The following is a 23,723-nucleotide window of genomic DNA, read 5'->3' on the forward strand; positions in this document are numbered from 1 at the left end:
TATGACTTCATCATCTTTTTGGAATAAGAAAAAAGTATTTATTACAGGACATACTGGCTTTAAAGGCTCATGGCTCACCCTTTTTTTAACTTCTTTAGGCGCAGAAGTAATCGGCTATTCTTCTCATCCTCCATCCATCCCTAACCTTTTTGAACAATGTAACGTAGCGAAAGAGTGCACAACAATGAAAGGAGATATTACAGATTACGATTCTTTATTACATGCCATTGGGCACCATAAACCCGACATTATATTTCATTTAGCAGCTCAACCAATCGTCACCACTTCATACAAAGATCCTATTGAAACATTTAAAACGAATGTTTTAGGTACTGTTCATGTACTAGAAGTAGCAAAGTACGTCGAAAGCGTACGTCTCATTATTAATGTGACAAGCGATAAATGTTATGAGAATGATGGGAGCGGTAATCAAGCATTTGTAGAATCCGACCGTTTAGGGGGCTATGATCCATACAGTGCTAGTAAAGCTTGTGCTGAATTAGTTGCAACATCGTATCAAAAATCTTTTTTTCACACGAACACCCTTTCACTCGCCTCAGTAAGGGCAGGCAATGTCATCGGTGGTGGTGATTGGGCAGAAAATCGCTTATTCCCAGATATCATTCGTGCATATTTACAAGACCATCCTTTAAGTATTCGAAACAAAAATGCTATCCGACCGTGGCAACATGTTTTGGATCCTTTACATGGATATATCCTTTTAGCTGAGAAACTTTGGAAGCATAAAGAGTATGCAGAAGCATGGAATTTCGGACCAATTAACGAGGCTAACAGAACCGTCCATGATGTCATTCAATCTGTAATAAAATTATGGAATAAACCATTAACAATACTTTCTCCCACTATAAATACTCCTTATGAATCACCTATTTTAACACTCGATAGTACAAAAGCAGTAAATAAACTAGGCTGGACTCCTAAGCTATCAACAGAAACTGCTATCGCTTGGACCGTTGAATGGTACGAAAAACATGCATCCGGTGAAAATATAGAATCGTTCACACGACAACAAATCGAAGCATTCAAAAATTTATAAGGGGGCTATAAAATGGAACAGAAAAAATGCCGTTTTTGCCACTCATTACTAACAAATTCGTTTTTAGATTTAGGCGTCTCCCCTCTCGCCAACTCATTTATAGCTCCAAAAAACTCATATAAAATGGAACCTTTTTATCCGCTGCACACATTTGTTTGTAATTCTTGTTTACTTGTGCAATTAGATGAATTTGAATCACCTAATAATATTTTCCATGATTATTTATACTTCAGTTCTTATTCCTCAAGTTGGCTACAGCATGCCAAACAATACGTAGAAATGGCAATTGAGCGATTCCATTTAACGAAAAATTCGCAGGTAATTGAAATCGCAAGTAACGATGGGTATTTATTGCAATACTTTCTTAAAGAAAACATCAATACGTTAGGAATTGAGCCAGCAAAAAATGTAGCAGAAATCGCAATTCAAAAAGGAATTCCTACTGAAGTGAATTTTTTCAGTAACGACTTAGCAAACAATCTTCCACAAGCGGATTTAATCATTGCAAATAACGTATTAGCACACGTTCCGAACTTGCATGATTTTGTCGCTGGCCTAAAAACATTATTAAAACGAGATGGTACGATAACAATTGAATTCCCCCACCTATTAAACCTTATATCTTGTAAGCAGTTCGATACTATCTATCATGAGCACTTTTCCTACTTCTCACTTATAAGCCTTCAAAAAATTTTAGCTCATCATCATTTACAAATTGTTGATGTAGAAGAACTTTCAACTCACGGTGGTTCATTGCGTATTTTCATAAAACATCTAAGCGCCCAATCAACTATCCATTCCAATGTTACAAATTTAATCCAAAAAGAAATAGATCACGGGCTAGATACATTAGATTGCTATCTCCTTTTTTCTAAACGAGTGGAACAATTGAAAATAAATATTTTAAAGTTTTTTATTGAAGCGAAAGCTTTAAACAAACAAATTATCGGCTACGGCGCTCCAGCTAAAGGAAACACCCTTTTGAATTATTGCGGGATAGGTAAAGAATTTCTAGCATATACAGTAGATAAAAATCCTCACAAACAAAATCTCCTTTTACCAGGAACTCGTATTCCAATAAAGTCTCCAGAAGAAATTAAACGTACAAAACCAGATTACATTCTCATACTTCCTTGGAATTTGAAAGACGAAATTATGAAGGAATGCTCTTTCATTCGTGAATGGGGTGGCAAATTTTTAGTAACTGTTCCAGAAGTTGAGGTGATTGAACCATGAAGAAGATCCTTGTAACAGGTGGTAGTGGATGGATAGGTAAATATGTTGTACATTCCCTTATACAAAAAGGGTATGAAGTTCACGCCACATACAATAGAAATAAACCGTCTCACCTTTCCTGCCATTGGCATAAAGTAAACTTGCTTTGTGATGACGAAGTAAAACAATTTATTTCAGACATTAAGCCTAGCGACCTCATTCATTTAGCTTGGGAAGCGGTTCCTCCTGCATGCTACGTATCCATTAATAATTTCTATTGGCTAAAGTCCAGTATCTCATTGATTCAACACTTTACAGCATGCGGTGGAAAACGTATCGTTGTAGCAGGTACTGGCGCAGAGTACGAGTGGTTTAACGGTATTCTATTTGAAGATTCTCCGCTCCTTTCCTATAAAACCCCGTATTCATTATGTAAAAATGCACTACATTCCTGGTTACAGTCGTATGCACAACAAACCAGCCTCAGCGTATGTTGGGGACGAATTTTTCATATGTATGGCCCTCATGAGCACGGCAATCGACTCATTTCTAACATTATCACTTCTTTATTAAAAAACGAGGAAGCTCTATGTACACATGGAAAACAATCAAGAGATTTCCTCCATGTGGGTGACGTCGCTAACGCTCTTGTCACATTATTAAACTGCAACGTTACAGGCACAATCAATATCGCTTCTGGTCACTCTGTACAAATTAAAGAATTAGCTTCTATCATTGCTAAAAAAATAGGAAAAGAAAATTTAATTAAACTAGGCGCTATCCCTTTTCCTAAAGATGAACCTTTATTCGTCGGCGTGAATGTGGAACGTTTAACAACTGAAGTAAACTGGAAACCAACATACGATTTAAATACAGGAATTGAAGAAACAATTTTATGGTGGGAATCATCTATACAAAAACATACCGATATGCAGCACTAAAACGTAAATCTTGCGCTCCTCTCGCTAAATCCTTATACCATTCTTCTAATTTTTCCGGCGTAATAATATGGTGCGTACCCATTCCTCCATGCTTACTAGCTTCAGAAAGCGTCGGACCAATTTGTAACTTTCTCTTTCTCATCGCATCGTTCCACGGACTAAACCCAAACCATAATATACAAGCAAGAGGCGGATAGATCATAGATTCATGCGCTGATAAATGTCTTCCAACCGTATAACTTCCGTGTTCATGATTATGAATAAATCTACCTCTTCTCCATAACGGCCAATCTTCTGGTAAATAACCGTGAAATCGCTGTTTCATTAAAGGGATTCCAAAGTTAAGGTCCGGATAATTATAGTTAGGATCATCAACCATAATAAGCCCTTCCAGCCAATACATCCTCCCTCCCAATTCATTTAGCGATTTCCAAAACTGATTTTTATCTTGCACACAAAGAAACTCAGTCGTATTTAAAATCATTTTCCATCCTTTTACTTCTTGTTCTACCCTCATCACTTCATGATCTGTCGCAAATGCATCAAACTCTGGATTTACAGAATCTCGTACTTCCCAATGCGGTGCGAACTTCTTACAAATTTCGACTGAACGATCTGTAGAACCTTTATTAATTAAAATGCCATGATCAAACAGTTTCGTATGATGAATAAGCCACCATGGTAATAAATACTCTTCATTATAAAAATGAGAGATAACGGTTGTAGTAATGTAAATCTCCTCCTCTTTCTCTATCAATCTATTTTTTCATACTACTCTTAATATACTTACCAGTTATGTAATTGGTTTCTTTTATTTTAAAAATATGTTTTTCTACCATATACTATGCTTTCTTAGACAACCACCGTTTCCATTCTCTAAAGATTCCACTCCGTACAACAATAAACATCCAAATAAACTGAAAATTAAGTTATAATATCATTATAAAATATGAAGGAGGAATGCACTCATGTACTACAACACTTCATTCGAAAACGATCAACCTGTAGGCCGTCTATAAACTAAGACGGGCATTCATTTAACACATACACTTTGCCTCGTCTTAGGGAACTCATAATGCCCTAAAAATAGACGGAGGTACTTCAAATGAAACAAACAATTTTAGGAGCTATATGCTTATCACTAGCAGCAAGTATATGGGGCGGTATGTATGTTGTTAGCAAATACGTACTCGATTATATCCCACCGCTTACACTCGTTTGGCTACGCTTTATTATCGCTTTTGTTGTTTTGTATGGCATTTTGAAAATAGCAGAGAAAAAACAAAAGAAAAAAGTAACCATTCGCAAAAAAGATTGGCTATTATTCGCTTGGATTGGATTTATCGGATATTTCATTTCAATCACATGTCAATTCATCGGAACAAAATTATCCGACGCCCATACAGGCTCTTTAGTAACATCCGCAACACCTGCATTTATGGTTATATTTGCAGCAATTATTTTAAAAGAAAAGCTAACCGCTCGTAGACTTTTATCTACTATAATAGCGACAATCGGTGTCATTATCGTAATCGGATGGGATATTGAAATTGGCTCCTATTTTATCGGTACCATCATATTAGTGGGAGCCGCTATTACGTGGGCTTTACTATCCATTTATGTAAAAATTGCTTCAGCTCGGTTTTCATCTTTAGTTATTACAACGTACGCCATATTCTTTTCACTCTTTTTTATTACACCTTTTATGATATGGGAACTACAAGTAGCCTCTATCGGAACCGTAAATACGTACGTAATACTAGGCGTATTATATTTAGGAGTCATATCAACGGCAGGTGCCTTTTTCCTTTGGAATAAAGGATTAGAACTAATGGATGCAAGCATCGGTTCCTTATTTTTCTTCTTCCAACCTATCGTCGGATCATTACTTGGCTGGCTCTTATTAAATGAGACATTAAATAATAATTTTTTTATTGGTGGTATTCTTATTATATGTAGCGTTTTAATTACTACTTTTGAAAAGAAATAAAAAAACAGGCAGAGATTCTTAGTCTCTGCCTGTTCGTATAATTGGATCTTGGTCGTGAAAACCAATACAAATCGGTATATTACTTTTCACTTCACTACATACACTCATAAAACTACATACCGTTCTTGCAATTAAATATAAAGTTATGCCGATTGCTTTTTCGTTTGTATCAAAACCATTTTCAGCATACATATCCGCTAATTCTACAGACCTCGGTCCCTCTATATTATATGTCCATTCAGATGCCCAATCATCATCCTCTTCTTCAAGCGGAACATACTCCTCACAAATGTAAAACTGACTATCCCATTCATTATCGAGATTGTACTCAAAATAAATTGCCTTCGCTTCTTCACATTCAACAACTTCTAATGCTTCTCTCACACCTATTCTCATACTCTCTTCATATGTATCTAATGGAATTAATTTAATTCGCTCGGCGTGCATACCTGATGCTAACATGCTACACATATCATAATACTTCACTTCTATTTGCCCTACTGCTAACGAAAATATATCCTCTTGCATTTCATCTAAATACTGAAAAATATCCAAACTATTTCACTCCATACTCTTTACGCACTCCAATGCGCGGGACGGGATAACAATTCCGGCAATTTCGTATGTTTATCCCCTTTCGCCGCATTAATTTGAACTTGCGTAAGAAAAATACTATTTGTAAAGTCTGCACCGCGAATATCTGCATCTCTTAAATCTGCTCCGATGAGATCTGCTCCTCTTAAGTCTGCACCATTTAAGTTCGCTGCAATTAAATAAGCACCCCTTAAATTCGCGCCTTGTAAATTTTTCTTTTTCAGGTTTGCTCCCATAAGATCTGCTCCGCGGTGAATGATTCGTTTCTTACGCGTCGCATTCATTTCCTTCCAAACTAGCTCACTCGTTTCTAAAAGTAAAACATTTACTTCTGCACGGTGTAATGGAATATTTACTTTCATTAACTCGTCCGCATTTAAATTCGAAAGTCGCTCTGTCTCTTCAATCGCTTTACTTAGTTCTTTATGAATTGGCTGCGTCGCCTTTAATAGAATCGCCTCATTCAAATACCAAAGCATTTCATGGAGCTGATGCATAACCGGAAAAGCATCATACATTTTTCTCGCATGCTTAGCATCTTTCCGCCAATCAATCCCTTTAAAGATAACTTGAGAAATCTTCTGCCCAGCACCGAAACATTCAAATACTGTACAACCTTTATAACCTTTTCCTCTAAGATTTTTATGTATACTACATTTAAAATCTGATTGTAAATTGGAACATGGTTTACCACCATCTTTATTCACTGCAAAATCTACCGATGCTGCGAACGGTAACGCCACGCAACATAGACCGAAGCATTTTTCGCAGTTTGCTTTTAAATGATCGTTATGATTAGTCAAAATGTATACCCCCTGTTGTCTTTTGACTATTTCATAATATTCCAACTGCACAAAATAATCAATTTTAAAATAAATTGGCATCTTTCATTTCAAATCACAACTTTATCATTCGATTTCCTTTCAATTGAAAAAGACTAATTCTATCTAATGAATTATAATTAAATTATAAATTTTCAAACAAAAGGAGAATTACTATGGCACTAGAAATGAAAACAAACTGTCAAATTTGTGATCAATTGCTGGAGCAAGATTCTGAAGCTTACATTTGCGTGTATGAATGTACGTTTTGTGCACCATGTACAGAAGAAAGACATAACGTTTGTCCAAACTGCGGCGGCGAGTTAGTACGTAGACCGAAAAAGAAACAGTAAAAAGCAAAGCGATATCGCTTTGCTTTTTTTATTTTCTTGATATATAAAATTATATCAGCGATTTTTCAAATATATCGAACATAACTTAAACATTTAAAAATTTAACACAAACAGGCTCTGGCACAACAGCATCAGATTGTAAAAGAGTTAACTTTCCTGTAGATTCATTTCTTGAAAATAACACAAGATTATGCGACTTTTCATTTGTAGCAACAAGGAACTTTTCAGTAGGATCTAATACAAAGTCTCTTGGCCAATTTCCTTCTGTAGATGTATGTTCAACAAATGTAAGCTCACCTGAATTTTGATCCACACTGAAAACAGCAATACTATTATGACCACGATTACCTGCATATACAAAGCTGCCGTCAGAAGAAATATGAATCGCACTTCCTTGACTATTTTCATCAAACTCTGCTGGAATAGTAGAAATATACTGTAATTCTGTAAAGGTCCCTTCTTCCGCATTATATGTTAATACGATAACCTCTGAACTCAGCTCAGTCATCACATACGCATACTTTCCATTCGGATGAAAAGTAATATGTCTCGGCCCACTTCCTGGATTTACAGATAAGCTATTCACTTCTGTTAATGCACTACCTTTTATTTCATACGTAATTATTTTATCTATCCCTAAATCAACGCCCACTACATATTTTTCATCAGGAGTATATCCCGCGTAATGTGCATGTGGTTTTTCTTGTCTTTCTTTATTCGGACCTGAACCTTCATGCGCCATAATAGATGAAGCAGGATTTACAGTTCCATTTTCTTCATTTATTTCAAAAGACTCAATCGTTCCTTTATGGTAATTTGCTGTAACTACCGTATGATTCCCACTATCAACGCTCACATGACAAGGAGAAGCCCCTTCTACTACTTGTCTGTTTTCTGCCTTTAACTCTCCAGTTTTACTATCAATTGAATAAGCAGCTACACCACCAGATTCTCCTTCCTTAACAACGGAATAGAGATATTCATTATTTCGGTTAATCGTTACATATGTAGGGTTATCCAGCTTAGCCGCAAGTGTTACATTACTAATTTTTTTTGCTTCTGTGTCTAAAGTAAACTTATATATTCCCTCACTATTTTCTTTCGTATAAGTTCCAACATATCCAATAAACTCTTTGTTATCCTTCATTTTCATAACCCTCTCTCCCTATATTTTTCGTTCATCATACTTCTTAAAATATTTTATGTTGAAAGAGTATCCTAAAAAATCGGAGTACCTCTTTATACGTTACCATATTTTCTTAGTAAATAGCTTTTAAACCCACTTTTTTTGATACGCTGCTATACTTTCATATTCTTCTTCCAAGTGACGGGACAGACGAATATAGATTGGTGTTAAATCTTTATATTTTTCCACACTTTCAATGTTTGGTTCATGGTGGAAATTCGCACCTACCATTTCAGAAACTACATGTAACGTATCTACTTCACCTAAACTATATAAACCGAGGATTGCAGCTCCTAAGCAAGAGCTTTCGAAACTTTCAGGAACATATACGTCTTGATGAAAAATATCCGCCATCATCTGTCTCCAAAGTTCTGACCTTGCAAAACCGCCTGTTGCTTGAATTTTTTTCGGTTCGCCAATTAGCTCTTTTAAAGCGAGAAGAACGGTATATAAGTTATAAATTACTCCTTCTAATACAGCACGAATAAGATGTTCTTTCTTATGATGTAATCCGAGTCCAAAAAAAGATCCTCGCGCATTCGCATTCCATAAAGGAGCTCTTTCCCCTGCTAAATACGGATGAAATAATAAACCGTCAGATCCAGGATTTACTTTTGCTGCTATTTCAGTAAGCACTTCATATGGATCTTTCCCTAAACGCTTCGCAAGTTCAATCTCTGAAGTGCCTAATTGGTCACGAGCCCACCTAAAAATCATACCACCGTTATTAACTGGTCCACCGATTACCCAATGGTCTTCAGTTAAGGCATAACAAAAAATTCTACCTTTTGGATCTGTCACAGGACAATTTGTTACAGCACGTATCGCACCGCTTGTACCAATTGTAACAGCCACAACCCCAGGATCTATTGCATTTACGCCTAAATTCGATAGCACTCCATCACTCGCTCCTACTACAAAGGGCGTAGAAACAAGTACATTCATCTCTTTTGCAAGTTCTTCATCTAATCCTATTAAGCTGTGCGTCGTTGGAACAAGTTTAGAAAGCTTTTCATCTGAAATCCCTGCAACACGAAGAGCTTCCTCATCCCATTTTAAAGATTTCAAATTGAACATTCCTGTTGCTGATGCTATAGAATAATCAATTACATATTCTTTATATAACTTATAAAACACATATTCTTTAATAGAAATGAATTTATAACTTTTTGCAAACAATTCTGCCTGCTCATTCTGTAACCAAACTAATTTCGAAAGTGGTGACATCGGATGAATTGGTGTTCCAGTACGCAAATAAATTTCATGACCATTCATATCACTCTTTATTTTCTCTGCCCAGCTTGCACTTCTATTATCTGCCCAAGTGATACATCTCGTTAACGGTTTTCCCTTCTCATCTACAGCAATGATACTATGCATTGCCGAACTAAAAGAGACACAAAGAATATCATTTGGCTGTACACTACTTGATCGTACAGTTTCTTTAATCGTATTTATTACTGCATGAAAAATTTCTTCTGGGTCTTGTTCTGCTATTTCAGGCGTAGGAGAATATAAAGGATATTCAATTCCATGACTTGCAATAACAGATCCATCAGTAGAAAATAGAACTGATTTTGTACTAGTTGTCCCAATGTCTACACCAATCATATATTTTGAGCTCACCATTTCTTCCTCCTAACAAAAAATTGCGACAGTATCCCACCATAAAAATACATTCCTTTTATCTACTGATAACGTTGTATGCCACAATTATCTAAATAGAAACATCTTTATTTTAAACAAACATATCGAGTAGTAAAACGCCTCCAAAAGCGATAAATGAAAGTAACGTTTCTAATACCGTCCATGTTTTAAATGTTTCTTTCACTGTTAAACCTAGGTATTCTTTTACCATCCAGAACCCAGCATCGTTTACGTGTGAAAACATGAGTGCTCCTGCACCTGTTGCAATGACGAGTAACTCTAAATTTACACCTGTCGTATTTTCAACGATTGGAGAGACTATGCCCGCCGCTGTTGTTAAGGCGACTGTCGCTGACCCTGTCGCAATTCGAATTAATCCAGCTACTATAAATGCTAATACAATTGGAGATAGAGCTAAATGTTCAGACATTTGAGCAATAGCATTCCCTACGCCACTATCGATAAGAATTTGCTTAAATCCGCCGCCAGCACCAATAATCGCAACAATAGAACCGATTGGTAATAAGCTATCTTCTGTTACCTTCTTAATAGCCTTTTTATCGATACCTTGACGAAATCCAAGAAAATAGAAAGCTGCAAAACATGCAATCAAAAGCGCAATGATAGGACTACCGATTAATGTGACAATCTTCATTAGAGTATTAGAAAGCGGAACATAAGGAGCTGCTGCTGCTAACACCATTAACATAACGGGTAACAATATAACTAAAAATGAAACTCCTATTCCTGGTAATTTCGTTGATTTTGTATTTACACGTATCAATTCTGGTTCATTTTCAGGAATTACACGTTTGTGAATCCATTTAGCGAATATAGGACCTGCAATAATCGCTGCAAAAAATGTAATAATGAGTGAATAAAGAAGTACCTTCCCAAGGTTCGCTTTATAAATACCAATTGCAACGATTGCCCCTGGATGCGGAGGAACAAGGCCGTGTACGACAGATAACCCAGCAATTGCTGGTAATGCTATCAATAAAATATTTTGTCTCGTTGTTTTATGAATAGAAATTACTAACGGCAATAATATTAAAATGCCTACTTCAAAAAACACCGGAATTCCAATAATAAAACCTGCAATTAACATCGCCCATGGTAAGTTTTTTATTTCAAAGGATTTAATAAAGAACTCTGCCACCTGCATTCCAGCACCTGACTCTGCCATCATTTTCCCTAGAATTAATTGTACCTAATACTAAAATACCTACTAAATGCCCGAGAACACTTCCGACTCCCGTTTCATAAGCGCTCACTATTTTATCCATTGGCATTCCAGACATAATTGCTAAAAACAAACTTGCAATCGTTAAACTAATAAACGCATGCCATCTCCACCACGATACTCCTAAAATAACAATTACAATTGATAATAATGTAATCATTAAAAGGTACATATTCATACTCAGTTCCACCCTTTTATGTAAACCCTTTCAAAATTACTATACAATTAAGAGAACTTATATAGTTCTTTCTTGAGTAAGAGATATTTTCACATAATAATGATTTATATAAAAAGAATCTCCCTTATCAGAGATACACGTTAACTACTCTCTCTAATAAGGGGATTTCTCTTTAATAATTATAATGTTATTATGATAAACGCTTCGTGCGAGCAATTTGTCCTTTTTTTAAAGTGCATGACGCTTTCTTCTCTTGCTGTATTCACGTAGTAAGACTCCAAAAAGTTAAACGATGAAGTTACCTAGGAATCTGTCCTCTCATGAAAAGTAATTTTCGGAAAGTCTCCTCCACTTTCATATATTATAATTTAGGCGCTTTCGCCCAATCTGCAGCAAACTTTTCCATACCTTGATCTGTTAATGGATGCATAGCAAGTTGTTCAATTACTTTATAAGGGATTGTAGCAATGTGAGCACCTGCCATCGCTACACGAGTTACATGATCTGGGTGTCTGACAGAAGCCGCAATAATTTGTGTATCTAATTGATGAACATCGAATAATTCAGCAATTTTCGCAACTAATAGTACACCATCTTCAGAAATATCATCTAAACGTCCTAAAAATGGAGAAACGTACGTTGCACCTGCTCGAGCCGCTAAAAGAGCTTGGTTCACAGTGAAAATAAGTGTAACGTTCGTTTTCACACCTTTTTCAGTAAGATAACGACAAGCTTCTAATCCTGCTAGCGTCATCGGAAGTTTTATCGTGACGTTTTTATCGCCACCGTTAATTTTAATTAATTCTTCTGCTTGAGCAATCATTTCTTCAGCTGTAACAGCATCTGGCGTTACTTCTGCCGAAACAGACTCAACTTTAGGTACTGCCTGACAAATTTCTGCGATACGGTCTTCAAACTTAACACCCTCTTTTGCTACTAAAGAAGGATTCGTTGTAACACCAGCTAAAACTCCAAGTTTATATGCTTTTTTTATGTCCTCAAGGTTTGCAGTATCAATAAAAAACTTCATGATTAATTCCCTCCAGTTTTTAAACGTTGATGAGTTACATGTTTAGGATGTTTATCCCGCTATTTGCCGGGCAGTAAGACCCCACCTCAACATTCAGCGAAGCAAAGAAGTTAAGTTGGGGGGCGTGCTTCCCGTAAAAGCCCGATTGGTAAAGGCTAATGTGGAGGATGAAGAACCCCCACTAATTAAAGTTTCACTTTATTTCTTTTCTACTGCATGTCCGCCAAATTCATTACGCAGAGCTGCTACAACTTTTCCTGTAAATGTATCATTGTCTAATGAGCGGTAGCGCATTAATAGAGACATTGCGATAACAGGAGTTGCTGTTTGAAGGTCTAATGCTGTTTCTACTGTCCATTTTCCTTCACCAGAAGAATGCATTACTCCCTTAATTTCATCTAGTTTCGCATCTTTAGAAAATGCATTTTCAGTTAATTCCATTAACCAAGAGCGAATGACTGAACCGTTATTCCATACTCTTGATACTTTTTCATAATCGTAGTCAAATTCACTTTTCTCTAGAATCTCAAATCCTTCACCAATAGCAGCCATCATACCGTATTCAATTCCGTTGTGAACCATTTTTAAGAAGTGACCACTACCAGCTTTTCCGGCATATAAGAATCCATTTTCTACAGCTGTATCCCGGAAGATAGGTTCAACGATGTCCCAAGCTTCTTGATCTCCTCCGATCATGTAACAAGCACCATTACGAGCGCCTTCCATTCCGCCAGAAGTTCCTGCATCCATAAAGTGAATGCCATCTTTCTTTAGTTGCTCATATCGGCGAATAGACTCTTTATAATGTGAATTACCAGCTTCAATTAAAATATCTCCTTTTGAAAGCAATGGCGTAACCTCATCAATAACAGAATCAACAACAGCGTGTGGCACCATAACCCAAAGAATTCTTGGTGATTGTAATGACTGAACAAGATCACTTAAACTAGATACACCTGTAGCCCCGTACTCTTTCATTTCTTCCACTGCGCTCGTATTTAAATCAAATGCTACTACTTCATGTTTATGATCCATTAAATTTTTTCCTAAATTTAATCCCATTTTACCTAAACCAATTAATCCTACTCGCATAATATAATTCCTCCTCAAATCATCTTTTATTAAAAATCCATATCACTAGAATCTGGAATACCTTTCAGCACCGATAAATTAGTATGTACAGAAAGGTATTCACAGTCATAACTTAAGAATTCAACACATTTTTTGTAATTTGAACAATGTTTTCTGTCGTAAATCCAAATAGATTCATGACTTCAGCTCCAGTTCCTGAAGCTCCAAATGTTTCAATTGATAGTACTTTTCCTTCTTGTCCTACATAACGTTCCCAACCGAGAGATACACCCATCTCAAGCGATACTCGTTTCGTTACAGAAGACGGAAGAACCGATTCTTTATATTCTTTCGATTGGCGATCGAATAATTCCCAGCTCGGCATTGCAACGATGCGAACAGAAACATGATCCTCTTCTAATTTTGCTTTCGCACTAGCAGCTAAGGATACTTCAGAACCTGTCGCAATTAAAATCACATCCGGATTTTCATTTGTTTGCGTTAATACGTAAGCTCCTTTAGAAAGATTCTCTATGTTCGCTTTCGTTTCCTCAAATACCGGTAAATTTTGACGACTAAGTACTAAAACGACTGGACCATCCGCTTGCTGTAAAGCATAAGCCCATGCACTCGCTGTTTCATTCGCATCTGACGGGCGGATAACTGTTAAACCAGGAATTGCCCGAAGAGCTGCTAAATGTTCAACTGGTTCATGCGTTGGACCATCTTCTCCTACAGCGATCGAATCATGCGTAAATACGTAAGTAACTGGTAACTTTTGCAATGCAGCCAGTCGAATAGATGGACGAAGGTAATCATTAAATACAAAGAATGTACTAACGAAAGGTTTTACTCCTCCATGAAGTGCCAGTCCATTCGCTGCGGCGCCCATTGCATGTTCACGTACACCGAAGTATATATTTCGGCCAGCATACGATTCTACTGCATACACTGCTTCACCTTTTATATCTGTCATCGTAGAATGAGAAAGATCTGCACTTCCACCGAAAATAGAAGGAATCGATTTCACATAATGGTTAATAGCTTCCCCACTTGCAACACGAGTTGAAATCGTTTTTTCAGTATCGAAGGATAAAATGTCTTTCTCTTCGATTAAAACTTCACCTGTAATCGCTTTTTCTAATTCATCTGCTAGTGCAGGGTTTGACTCTCTGTATAAGTTGAACTGCTCATTCCAGCCATGTTCTTTTTCAATACCTTTTTGTTTCAGTTCATTAAAATGAGCTGTTACTTCTTCAGGTACAAAAAAGTCTTCTTCATAATGCCAACCATACACTTGTTTTGTCGCTGTCGCTTCTTCTAATCCAAGCGGGTTACCATGTGCTTTGTTCGTTCCAGCAACTTTTGGACTTCCGTAACCTATAATGGTTCTAATTTCTATAAGAGTAGGTTGGTCCGTATTGTTTTTCGCTAATTGAATCGCTTTTGTAATCGCATCAACATCGTTTCCATCTTCAACTCTTACATATTGCCAATGTGCAGATTCTACCCTTTTCTGCATATCTTCAGAGAAAGCAATGTTTAATTCACCATCAAGTGAAATTTCATTTGAATCATACAGCACAATTAACTTGCCAAGTTTCATATGTCCTGCCATTGACATCGCTTCATAAGCGACACCTTCCATTAAATCACCGTCTCCAACTAAAGCGTACGTATTGTGATCTATAATAGAGTGACCATCCTTATTAAACTTCGCTGCTAAATGCGCTTCTGCCATTGCCATTCCGACAGCATTGGCAATCCCTTGCCCTAACGGTCCTGTAGTTGCTTCAACTCCTGAAGTGTGACCAAACTCAGGATGTCCTGGCGTTTCACTATTTAATTTTCTGAAGTTTTTCAAGTCATCAATTGAAACGTCATATCCAGCTAAATGAAGTAGGCTATATAATAAGCTAGATCCATGTCCCGCCGATAAAACGAATCGATCACGGTTAAACCATTTTGGATGATTAGGATTATGATTTAAATGATTCGCCCATAATGCATAAGCCATTGGCGCTGCTCCCATCGGAAGACCTGGATGACCTGAATTTGCCGCATTAATAGCATCAATTGATAACGTACGAATTGTATTCACTGCTAATTGATTTATGTTTTGTGTCATAGTAATCGTCCCCCTAAATGCTTTCATGAAAGAAAGTACCTATTTTTTCGTTTCTTGATCTAACCACCATTTAAATTCACTTTCTTGCAATAGTTCATTAGACGCATCTGGACCATATGAACCCGACTCATATTCATGAAGTGGTAATAAGTTTTCTTCGAATGCTTCAAGAATTGGTTGTACCCATTCCCATGACAATTCAACTTCTCTCCAATGTGCAAAGAATGTAGCGTCTCCACTCACAGCATCATGAATGAGTCTTTCATACGCTTCAGGTACTCCCACATCCGCTTGCTCACAAGTAAAGTTAATACGCATCGGTTCAATTTCTCCATTTTTCAATGGATTTTTACTATTTAACTGTAATGAAACGTTCTCACCTGGGCTAATTTCAATTATTAACAAGTTAGGTGCTGCATTTGGATTACTATCTTGATATTGCTGTTTTAACGTATTTTTAAATTCGATTACAATACGAGTAGACTTTTCTTTCATTCGTTTGCCTGTTCGTATATAAAAGGGAACGCCAGTCCAAAATGGATTATCGATCCATAATCGAGCAGCAACAAATGTGTCTATGTTAGAAGAAGGATTTACTCCTGGCTCCTCTTTATATGCTACAACTTGTTGACCGTTTATGTCACCTGCACCATATTGTCCGCGAATGATATGGTTTTGAACGTCTTCTTTTTTCACTTTACGAAGCGTCTCCATTACCTTTCGCTTTTCCTCTCGAATTTCACATGCGTTAATTTTTTCCGGCAGATTCATAGCAGTCATCATTAATATTTGTAACATATGATTTTGAACCATATCACGAATGGCTCCTGCCTGATCATAATATCCTGCTCTTTCTTCAACCCCAACTGTTTCACTCGCTGTAATTTGTACATTCGCTATATGTTCTTTATTCCAAATCGATTGGAGAACAGGATTTGCAAATTCTAATGCTTCAAGGTTTTGAATCATCGGCTTCCCTAAATAATGATCAATACGGTATATCTCATCTTCTTCAAACGTGCGACTAAGCTTATCATTAAGCTCACGAGCAGATGTAAGATCGTGCCCGAACGGTTTCTCAATCATCAAACGTTTCCATCCATCCGTTTTATCGAGTCCGCTTTCCTTAATATTTAAAGCAATTGTCTCGAAAAATTCAGGAGCAACTGAAAGATAGAACATTCTATTACCTTTTATATGTAGTTCTTCTTCCCTTTCACGAACGACTTTTAATAACCTCTCATAGTCTTCCGGCTTACTCACATCTAATGGACAATAGCGAAAATTATCTAAAAAACCTTCGAGTTCCGGAGTACCTTCCTCTCTATGACGTGAAAACGTCTCTATTGATTCTTTTATTCTTTTTTGAAAATCTTCATGAGGTACTTGACGTCTCCCAAGTCCGATAACGGATATTTGCTTTGGAAGCTTTTGATCTCTATATAAGTTATATAGTGCGGGGTAAATTTTGCGTTTCGCTAAGTCCCCTGTCGCTCCAAATAAAACAAAGGTCATTGATTCCAATTTTAGTCCCCCTCTTGTTGTATAATCCTGGTCAATATATTCAAAATGAATTGTACAGAAGCTCATGTTTTATAAAAAACAAAGAGTTATCAAATTCCAATTCTTTTTATACCTTTCGCTTTCTAATTGTCCCCAATATTAATAGTGGCAATTCAAAGCATTTCTACCACAACTTACTTATTTATCGAATTTAACGAAATAATGTATATTTAATTACTTTTAGTAATTAAATAATCTTATGTTTATTATATTAATCACATAAATTATTATCGTCAATAAAAATGTCTTGAATTAAATACTATTTATTTCGTAATACTTTTCTAAGTGTATTCCTAGTTACCATTCATTTTCAAAGATAATGATCAATACAATAAATATCATTTTTATCGAAATATTCAATTAATCTTCCGTTAAACTCGCGAGCAGACGTTACATTATAATCAAAAGGCTTCTCTATAATAAGACGGTTCAATCCTTGTGTAGCCCACAATCCACTCTCCTTAATATTTAAAGCAATCACATCAAATACTTCTGGTACAACAGATAGATAAAACATACGGTTTCCAGAAATGTTTAATTCTGTTTCACGCTTTTTTACAAGGCTCAGTAAATCTTGATAGCCCACTATATTCGCTGTATCTAATTGACAATAACGAAATGTGCTAATAAATTCTTCTACTCCTGATTGGTCATCAGTAGATATTCTAGAAAATGTAGCAAGGGATTGTTCTACCTTTGTTTGAAATTCCACATCTGACATTACCCTTCTGCCAATACCGATAATCGAAATAGATTGCGGTATATGTTGATTACTAAATAGTTTGTATAAAGCAGGGTAAATTTTGCGTTTCGCTAAATCCCCTGTCGCTCCGAATAAAGTGAAACTTTAATCAGCCCTCACCAATCGGGCTTTTACGAGCAGCCCAACTCCCACCTAACTTCTTTGCTTTCGCTGAATTTTGAGGTGGAGGTCTTACTGCCTGTGAATGCGGGATAAACGTAATGAATAAATCATGCTGCAAAAATAACATCTACCCTTTCTTCAAAAAGCTTTACAGTAGTTTTTAGAAGTACGTTACATTATTTCATTTCATGCACTTTCCTCTTCTTTATATAAAATTCTCACTAACCAAATTCAAAATATTATACTTATTTTTCGTACTTTGCTATGCTATAACCACAAACAGGAGGTATAAACTATGAAAGCACAAATTATCCATTCTTTTGGGGATTCATCTGTATTTCAATTAGAAGAAGTTTCAAAACCAAAACTTTTACCAGGTCATGTTCTAATCGATGTAAAAGCAACAAGTGTAAATCCAATCGATACAAAAATGCGTAGTGGTGCCGTTTCAGCAGTCGCTCCTGAGTTTCCAGCTATATTACACGGCGATGTAGCTGGTATTGTTATTGAAGTAGGAGAAGGTGTTTCGAAATTCAAATCAGGGGATGAAGTATACGGATGTGCCGGAGGTTTTAAAGAAACTGGAGGTGCACTTGCAGAATTTATGCTTGCTGATGCACGATTAATTGCTCACAAACCTAACAATTTAACAATGGAAGAAGCTGCTGCTCTACCATTAGTTGCAATTACAGCTTGGGAATCTTTATTTGATCGTGCAAATATTAAACCTGGTCAAAATGTTCTCATTCATGGAGCTACTGGTGGCGTAGGACACGTAGCCATTCAACTAGCTAAATGGGCAGGCGCTAAAATTTTCACAACCGCTTCTCAGCAGAGCAAATTGGAAATAGCCCATCGTCTAGGAGCCGATATAGCTATTAATTATAAAGAAGTATCTGTTCAAGAATATGTGCAAAAACATACGAATGGAAACGGATTTGAAGTTATATTTGATACAGTAGGTGGCAAGAATCTTGATCATTCTTTTGAAGCTGCTGCGGTCAATGGCACTGTCGTAACAATTGCAGCTCGTTCAACCCATGACCTCTCTCCTTTACACGCAAAAGGACTCTCTCTGCACGTTACTTTTATGGCATTAAAAATATTACATACTGATAAGCGTAATGATTGCGGAGAAATCTTAACGAAAATAACGCAAATTGTAGAAGAAGGAAAACTTCGCCCATTGCTAGATTCGAAAACTTTCACGTTTGATGAAGTTGCCCAAGCACATGAATATTTGGAATCGAATAAAGCAATAGGAAAAATAGTGTTAAAAAACGTTTGGTAATTTTGACTCGATAAAAACAACTTATTAGTTATCCTAATTACCAATTAACATGAGATAATGATACATAAAATAAAATGCCATGCGTAACAAAAACCTTGCAGAGAAATTCTACAAGGTTTTTGTCTATATATTTAAATAAAGAATCATATTAAAATAAAAGGTTTACAATTCATCATAGTAGTCTTAAATATAAGCTGCTTTAAAGGCTTGTTGGACAGCTTGTACTTCTAATGAGTCTTTACCATATAAGTTCGTTGCTACACGAATACAAGCTTCTTTTAATTCTTTAAAGTCAGAAGTCATATTTAATTCATCCGTATTTGCATAATAGAAAATATCAAACATTTTATCTTCTCCAATGCCATGTACGTTTACTCCATTATGGTTTCCACCACTAGCAATCAAGTAAGCTACTTTATTAATAATGCTAGAGTTCGTGTGTACACCACCATGATCGTGGTCAGCATCAATAGGTAAGTTATTATAATGTCTATAGTCCTCAGGATATCTAGAAGAGATAGATGATGGGTTTTTCATATCTCTAAAAATAAGACCTGATTGTTCTCCCATTGTCCAATTGAACTTTCCGTTATTGGCATACTTTTCAACTGCTACTCCTAAAATATCAGATAGAGCCTCATTAATTGCACCAGCTTCTCCTGCATACTCAAGTCCAGACTCATTTCTTGTAACCGCGTGTGTAAATTCATGTCCTGCCACATCAAATGCTCTAACAATTGGATCTCCGTATACTAGCATAGCTCCATTACTAAATGCATTAAACCACTGCTCAGGATTTCCTTTATTCGTACCATTTGTGTTCCAACCATGAACGACAGAAATTACTTTTTGTCCGTTATTATCAAAGCTGTTACGGCCATATTTTTCTTGATAAAAATCATATACTTTCGTTGCTAAATAATGGGCACTAACTGCTTTAGGATCAGTAAAATTTGTAGAATTACTTGTTACTAAATCATCGAGATAACCCCATACATTTCTTCTATAATTATTATAATCTTTATAATTAGCAGTATATGTTTCAATTCCCTTACCACGAGAATAATCTGCAAGCATGTACGTTCCATCACTTCGCTGCGTAATTCCAAACGTACGATTAATACCTAAGTCATCTTTTCCTGTACCTGTTAATTTCGAAGGATCTTGTGATTTATTTGCTGTCGCAGATTGGACAATACTACTATCTACTTGTATACCCAATTTTTGAACGAGTTCTTTTAATAGATTCCCCCCAAAAGCATCAATTAATACCGTACCAGATACATATTCAGGTGTAGATGCACTAAAAGTAATTTGATATGCGTTTGTAGCTTTATTTGTATTTTCATCTACATATACCACTTGTTTAATTTCTGGTTCTTCAATAAATATAAGATCATTTCCATAGATGTTGAAAAGCTGTTTCTTTGCATCCTCTTCTGATAAAGTAATAGGTTGTTTCAAATCTTCCTGTTGTTGTAGATCTTGGGCACTATCCCCCGAAACGCTCGTAAGTACACCATCATCATTTATATGTGCTGTTAGTTGATATCCGTATACATCACGTCCTTCATACGTTTGTTGAAGACGTACCAATGTAGTACCATCATAAGATTTACGACTTTGCGTAACATTATAATTAACTTTGGATTCCGTATTAACTTGCTTTGATGATAATGCTTGTTCTGTTTTTCCTTTTAGTGCATCCTTTGCTACATTTTCTACCGAATTTTGAGAAGGTGCTGTTAAATTACCTGTTCGGAACGTATCTTCCTTTGTTTCCACTTTTAAATCTTCTGTTTCCGCATGCACTCCTCCATAGGGCATAATCGCCGATAACACCACTCCTGTAGTTAAACCTACCTTTACGAAATTATTCATATTCTTGCCCCTTTATAATCTTATTATTAAGTTAAATAAATGTTTTTTCAGAATTGGAAACATAGATATTTCAAACTATCTATGTTTATCTACTGTTTATGAATTGTGCTTCCTCATAATATGGATAGATTCCATTCATTTCTCAAAAATTACTCATTATATAAACTATCTTTATATTTATTCATATACAGTATTTTTTGTGGTTCTGATAACATATTTATTGCCATCCACACATTCTTTTTCATTTCTAATTTTTGCATTGGTATCTCTTTTAAAACAGGATTACTTATAATTGCTTCCATTTCTTCATCAATTCTTTGCATAAGATTTTCTTCCGGATTATTTTGCAAATAAGTATTTTTCAATCCCCATTTTGTCATTATAAATTCATTTGTTTTATTCATAGGATTCATAATAGTAGCTTTACTAGTTAATCGTTTTTTAATTTCATCATGATAGATTTTAATTCTATATCCTTCTTTTAGTGGAACTGTATCTTTTACAATCGTTACATTTGTTCCTTCCATTTCTTTCGTATAAATTTTTTCCCCCTTATTATTAAACACCTCTATTGATGCGTATTTTTCACCTGCATAATAGCTATGAGGCGTTTTAGTAGTAACCGTAAAAACAGCTTGATCTTGCTCTAAGTCTGTATTTAATTCGGCAAACTGGTCATCTCCTAATCCTAGGAATTGAATCGTTTCATTTACCAACTTACTCACTTTCATTTCGTTAATATCAATGGTTAGACTATTATCTTTTTCCTTTATATAGGTATAATACGAACTAAAATGGTACATACTATCCGTTTTTCCACCTGAAATCTCAACTGTATAAACTCCATTTGGTACGTCTTGTAAATTGATATCTGTTGTTTCAATTGTTTTCTCTTGAATAACTTTATTCCCTTCTTTTAATTTAATTTTTCCTCCTTTCAATGTATCTATTTCATTTGTATTTAAATGGATATGCAAATTCCCTTTTAGCCCAAGTGAAGCAATTTGCTGATTTGTAACTATTTCAAAGTTGGAGTTTATCGGAATCTCAGGATCAACTAGTGCTCTTGCTTTAACTAATTGTGATTCAGGCACTATATAAGCTAAAGAAGTAACAGCCGGATAACCTTTCGCCCTATTAATCTCTATTTGTTTATTATTAAGTTTAAAGCACCATCTTTCAAAGACAGGTGTAAAATCAACTTGTCCATTCTCACTATAATACTGATTCATTAAATCTGGTAAAGAATGGTCACCTTTTTTGAAAGCTGTATTGCTAGCTAGTTTTCGATAACCTTGATACATTTTCGCAAAAGCTTCATCGCCAGCTTTTTGTTTCGCCATCGTTAAAAGAATAAGTTTTTGTCGTAAATCTAAGTCATCATAATTTTTATTTTCTTTCATTAAAGAATTGTATAAATTCCGTTCTACTTGTTCCTTCTTCCCAAAATTAAACAACCAACCAACTTGATCTGCTTTTTTGCTGTATTTACTATATTGATATTGAACACCAAATAGATTATTAGAAACTTCTCCTGTAAATATTCCTTGATTATCAAAACCAGCTTGGTATCCATGAGCGATTTCATGTAAAGTTCCCCAACTTAGTTTATCTAACCACATCTTTGTACTATCTGTACTATTGGCTGTCCAATTTGCGCCATAATAGGCACCGCCAGCACCGGATATATCTGCTTTTAAGAAATAACGATTTTGACTTTTTTTATTTTCAACCGTTGAGCCATCTAAACCAATAATTGAATCATACATCGCAAAAATATCCTCATAATATGCAATTAACTCATCCAACGATTGAAAATCTTTTAAAGATCTTACTAACTCTTTATCTTTTTTAGGTACAAATAATTGAAAACTCTCCCCTTGAATTAACGCATACTCCCCATCAAATTGATCCCATGTACTAAAAAATTGAGATACACTTCCTTGTTGTTTATAAATGGGAAGAGGCTTAGTAGAACTTTCATTTCCTATTTGGTACTCAAGTGTAGCGTGCTCTTCACCATACGGAGTATCTATGAAAGGAACTAAAGGCGTATCGCCTTGAATCGTAATCCATTCATTTCCTACTTGTATGGATTTTTCATTTTTTGAGTCATTAGACAATAAACGTACTGTTAATTTGTCTTTAAAATTAGGATTCGTTTGTCTTACCTTTAATGGTGTATTTCTCTGCAAAATAAATCCTAAATCATGTCGATCATGATATTTCCCCTTACTTATGCCCGCCTGAAATATCCAAGTAGGCTCTTCTAAACTAGTAATTTCTTTTACATTTGTTCGTTCATCAGCATGTAAGTGTATATTTCCTATGAGGAAAAACATTGTATACATTATGCCTATAACAAGTAATCTTTTCATTTGCATATCTCCTTTTCTATTTTTTATATACAAAATACAATAAAACAAATTCCTCCTTCGTTACTTAAAACTGTAGTCCATAAGTTATTTCCCAGTGTAATTATTATAGTTACATTAATTCATGATTATCAATCATTAGATATATGTAATTTTAGATATACAAATATTTAACATTTAATAATAAAATATCTTTGCCTATACTCCTTTATCACTTTCAAAAATTAATCAAAAAAACACGAAGACTTAAATGTCTTCGTGTTTTTTTTAATATATATCGTTACACTTGTGATT

At 35.6% G+C, this 23,723-nt stretch carries 18 protein-coding genes and 2 pseudogenes; 6 read left to right on the forward strand and 14 right to left on the reverse strand.

The features are described from left to right. The first annotated feature begins 1 nt into the window (after position 1). The 3 genes from rfbG to ACUN26_RS13295 are packed head-to-tail and all read left to right on the forward strand — an operon-like array spanning position 2 to position 3,213. Positions 2 to 1,057, forward strand: coding sequence for a CDP-glucose 4,6-dehydratase (gene rfbG / locus ACUN26_RS13285; RefSeq protein ID WP_000204568.1), 1,056 nt, complete (start codon positions 2 to 4; stop codon positions 1,055 to 1,057). A 12-nt stretch (positions 1,058 to 1,069) separates the two neighbouring features. Next, on the forward strand, positions 1,070 to 2,293 hold the full coding sequence (locus tag ACUN26_RS13290) for a class I SAM-dependent methyltransferase (RefSeq protein WP_000435756.1): 1,224 nt from the start codon (positions 1,070 to 1,072) through the stop codon (positions 2,291 to 2,293). Beyond that, positions 2,290 to 3,213, forward strand: a complete 924-nt coding sequence (locus ACUN26_RS13295) for an NAD-dependent epimerase/dehydratase family protein (protein ID WP_000723096.1) — start codon at positions 2,290 to 2,292, stop codon at positions 3,211 to 3,213. Before ACUN26_RS13290 ends, ACUN26_RS13295 begins: the two co-directional genes overlap by 4 nt. Here ACUN26_RS13295 and ACUN26_RS13300 read toward each other — a convergent pair. Beyond that, a complete protein-coding gene (locus tag ACUN26_RS13300; protein ID WP_000570311.1) occupies positions 3,182 to 3,970 on the reverse strand; it encodes a glycosyltransferase family 2 protein in 789 nt (262 codons plus the stop codon). The genes ACUN26_RS13295 and ACUN26_RS13300 overlap by 32 nt on opposite strands. A 348-nt stretch (positions 3,971 to 4,318) precedes the next feature. Between ACUN26_RS13300 and ACUN26_RS13305 the strand changes: the two genes are divergently transcribed. Then, positions 4,319 to 5,203, forward strand: a complete 885-nt coding sequence (locus ACUN26_RS13305; RefSeq protein WP_000814753.1) for a DMT family transporter — start codon at positions 4,319 to 4,321, stop codon at positions 5,201 to 5,203. Positions 5,204 to 5,221: 18 nt separating this feature from the next. Here ACUN26_RS13305 and ACUN26_RS13310 read toward each other — a convergent pair whose 3' ends face one another. Both ACUN26_RS13310 and ACUN26_RS13315 read right to left on the reverse strand, forming a co-directional pair. Further along, the gene (locus ACUN26_RS13310) at positions 5,222 to 5,758 is read right to left on the reverse strand and encodes a hypothetical protein (protein ID WP_000350925.1); all 537 of its coding nucleotides are present in this window, start codon (positions 5,756 to 5,758) and stop codon (positions 5,222 to 5,224) included. A gap of 20 nt (positions 5,759 to 5,778) precedes the next feature. Further along, complete coding sequence (locus ACUN26_RS13315; RefSeq protein WP_000181437.1) at positions 5,779 to 6,600, reverse strand: pentapeptide repeat-containing protein; 822 nt, start codon at positions 6,598 to 6,600, stop codon at positions 5,779 to 5,781. Between the two features lie 194 nt (positions 6,601 to 6,794). Here ACUN26_RS13315 and ACUN26_RS13320 point away from each other — a divergent pair, with 194 nt between their 5' ends. Beyond that, positions 6,795 to 6,971 carry a DUF1272 domain-containing protein gene (locus ACUN26_RS13320; RefSeq protein WP_001162784.1) on the forward strand — a complete coding sequence of 59 codons (177 nt, stop codon included), beginning with the start codon at positions 6,795 to 6,797 and terminating at the stop codon, positions 6,969 to 6,971. Positions 6,972 to 7,056: 85 nt separating this feature from the next. Here ACUN26_RS13320 and ACUN26_RS13325 read toward each other — a convergent pair whose 3' ends face one another. From ACUN26_RS13325 to ACUN26_RS13365, 9 genes and pseudogenes are all read right to left on the reverse strand, one after another. Then, the gene (locus ACUN26_RS13325) at positions 7,057 to 8,124 is read right to left on the reverse strand and encodes a lactonase family protein (RefSeq protein WP_000782233.1); all 1,068 of its coding nucleotides are present in this window, start codon (positions 8,122 to 8,124) and stop codon (positions 7,057 to 7,059) included. Positions 8,125 to 8,244: 120 nt separating this feature from the next. Continuing rightward, positions 8,245 to 9,786, reverse strand: coding sequence for a gluconokinase (gene gntK / locus ACUN26_RS13330; RefSeq protein ID WP_000254925.1), 1,542 nt, complete (start codon positions 9,784 to 9,786; stop codon positions 8,245 to 8,247). A 109-nt stretch (positions 9,787 to 9,895) separates the two neighbouring features. Then, positions 9,896 to 11,225, reverse strand: a pseudogene (gene gntP, locus ACUN26_RS13335) (gluconate permease GntP). Positions 11,226 to 11,586: 361 nt separating this feature from the next. After that, positions 11,587 to 12,255, reverse strand: a complete 669-nt coding sequence (gene fsa, locus ACUN26_RS13340) for a fructose-6-phosphate aldolase (protein ID WP_000667693.1) — start codon at positions 12,253 to 12,255, stop codon at positions 11,587 to 11,589. Between the two features lie 198 nt (positions 12,256 to 12,453). Continuing rightward, positions 12,454 to 13,347 (reverse strand): phosphogluconate dehydrogenase (NAD(+)-dependent, decarboxylating), encoded by an 894-nt coding sequence (gene gnd, locus ACUN26_RS13345; RefSeq protein ID WP_001263676.1) that lies wholly within the window; start codon positions 13,345 to 13,347, stop codon positions 12,454 to 12,456. Positions 13,348 to 13,459: 112 nt separating this feature from the next. Further along, positions 13,460 to 15,454: a transketolase gene (tkt, locus tag ACUN26_RS13350; protein WP_000193007.1), complete on the reverse strand. Its 1,995-nt coding sequence runs from the start codon at positions 15,452 to 15,454 to the stop codon at positions 13,460 to 13,462. Between the two features lie 39 nt (positions 15,455 to 15,493). Continuing rightward, positions 15,494 to 16,978 carry a glucose-6-phosphate dehydrogenase gene (zwf, locus tag ACUN26_RS13355; protein ID WP_000445351.1) on the reverse strand — a complete coding sequence of 495 codons (1,485 nt, stop codon included), beginning with the start codon at positions 16,976 to 16,978 and terminating at the stop codon, positions 15,494 to 15,496. A 349-nt stretch (positions 16,979 to 17,327) separates the two neighbouring features. Beyond that, a pseudogene (locus tag ACUN26_RS13360) lies at positions 17,328 to 17,843 on the reverse strand (glucose-6-phosphate dehydrogenase); the annotation flags it as partial. A gap of 25 nt (positions 17,844 to 17,868) precedes the next feature. Continuing rightward, positions 17,869 to 18,009 carry a hypothetical protein gene (locus tag ACUN26_RS13365; RefSeq protein ID WP_000898185.1) on the reverse strand — a complete coding sequence of 47 codons (141 nt, stop codon included), beginning with the start codon at positions 18,007 to 18,009 and terminating at the stop codon, positions 17,869 to 17,871. A gap of 168 nt (positions 18,010 to 18,177) precedes the next feature. Between ACUN26_RS13365 and ACUN26_RS13370 the strand changes: the two genes are divergently transcribed. Further along, the gene (locus ACUN26_RS13370) at positions 18,178 to 19,173 is read left to right on the forward strand and encodes a zinc-dependent alcohol dehydrogenase family protein (protein WP_000647250.1); all 996 of its coding nucleotides are present in this window, start codon (positions 18,178 to 18,180) and stop codon (positions 19,171 to 19,173) included. A 183-nt stretch (positions 19,174 to 19,356) separates the two neighbouring features. Here ACUN26_RS13370 and ACUN26_RS13375 read toward each other — a convergent pair whose 3' ends face one another. Together ACUN26_RS13375 and ACUN26_RS13380 are read right to left on the reverse strand one after the other, a co-directional pair. Then, the gene (locus ACUN26_RS13375) at positions 19,357 to 21,054 is read right to left on the reverse strand and encodes a M4 family metallopeptidase (protein ID WP_001058961.1); all 1,698 of its coding nucleotides are present in this window, start codon (positions 21,052 to 21,054) and stop codon (positions 19,357 to 19,359) included. Positions 21,055 to 21,203: 149 nt separating this feature from the next. Continuing rightward, the gene (locus ACUN26_RS13380; RefSeq protein WP_000826217.1) at positions 21,204 to 23,432 is read right to left on the reverse strand and encodes a putative mucin/carbohydrate-binding domain-containing protein; all 2,229 of its coding nucleotides are present in this window, start codon (positions 23,430 to 23,432) and stop codon (positions 21,204 to 21,206) included. Positions 23,433 to 23,723: the final 291 nt, after the last annotated feature.

It is taken from the genome of Bacillus sp. WC2503 (assembly GCF_052682895.1).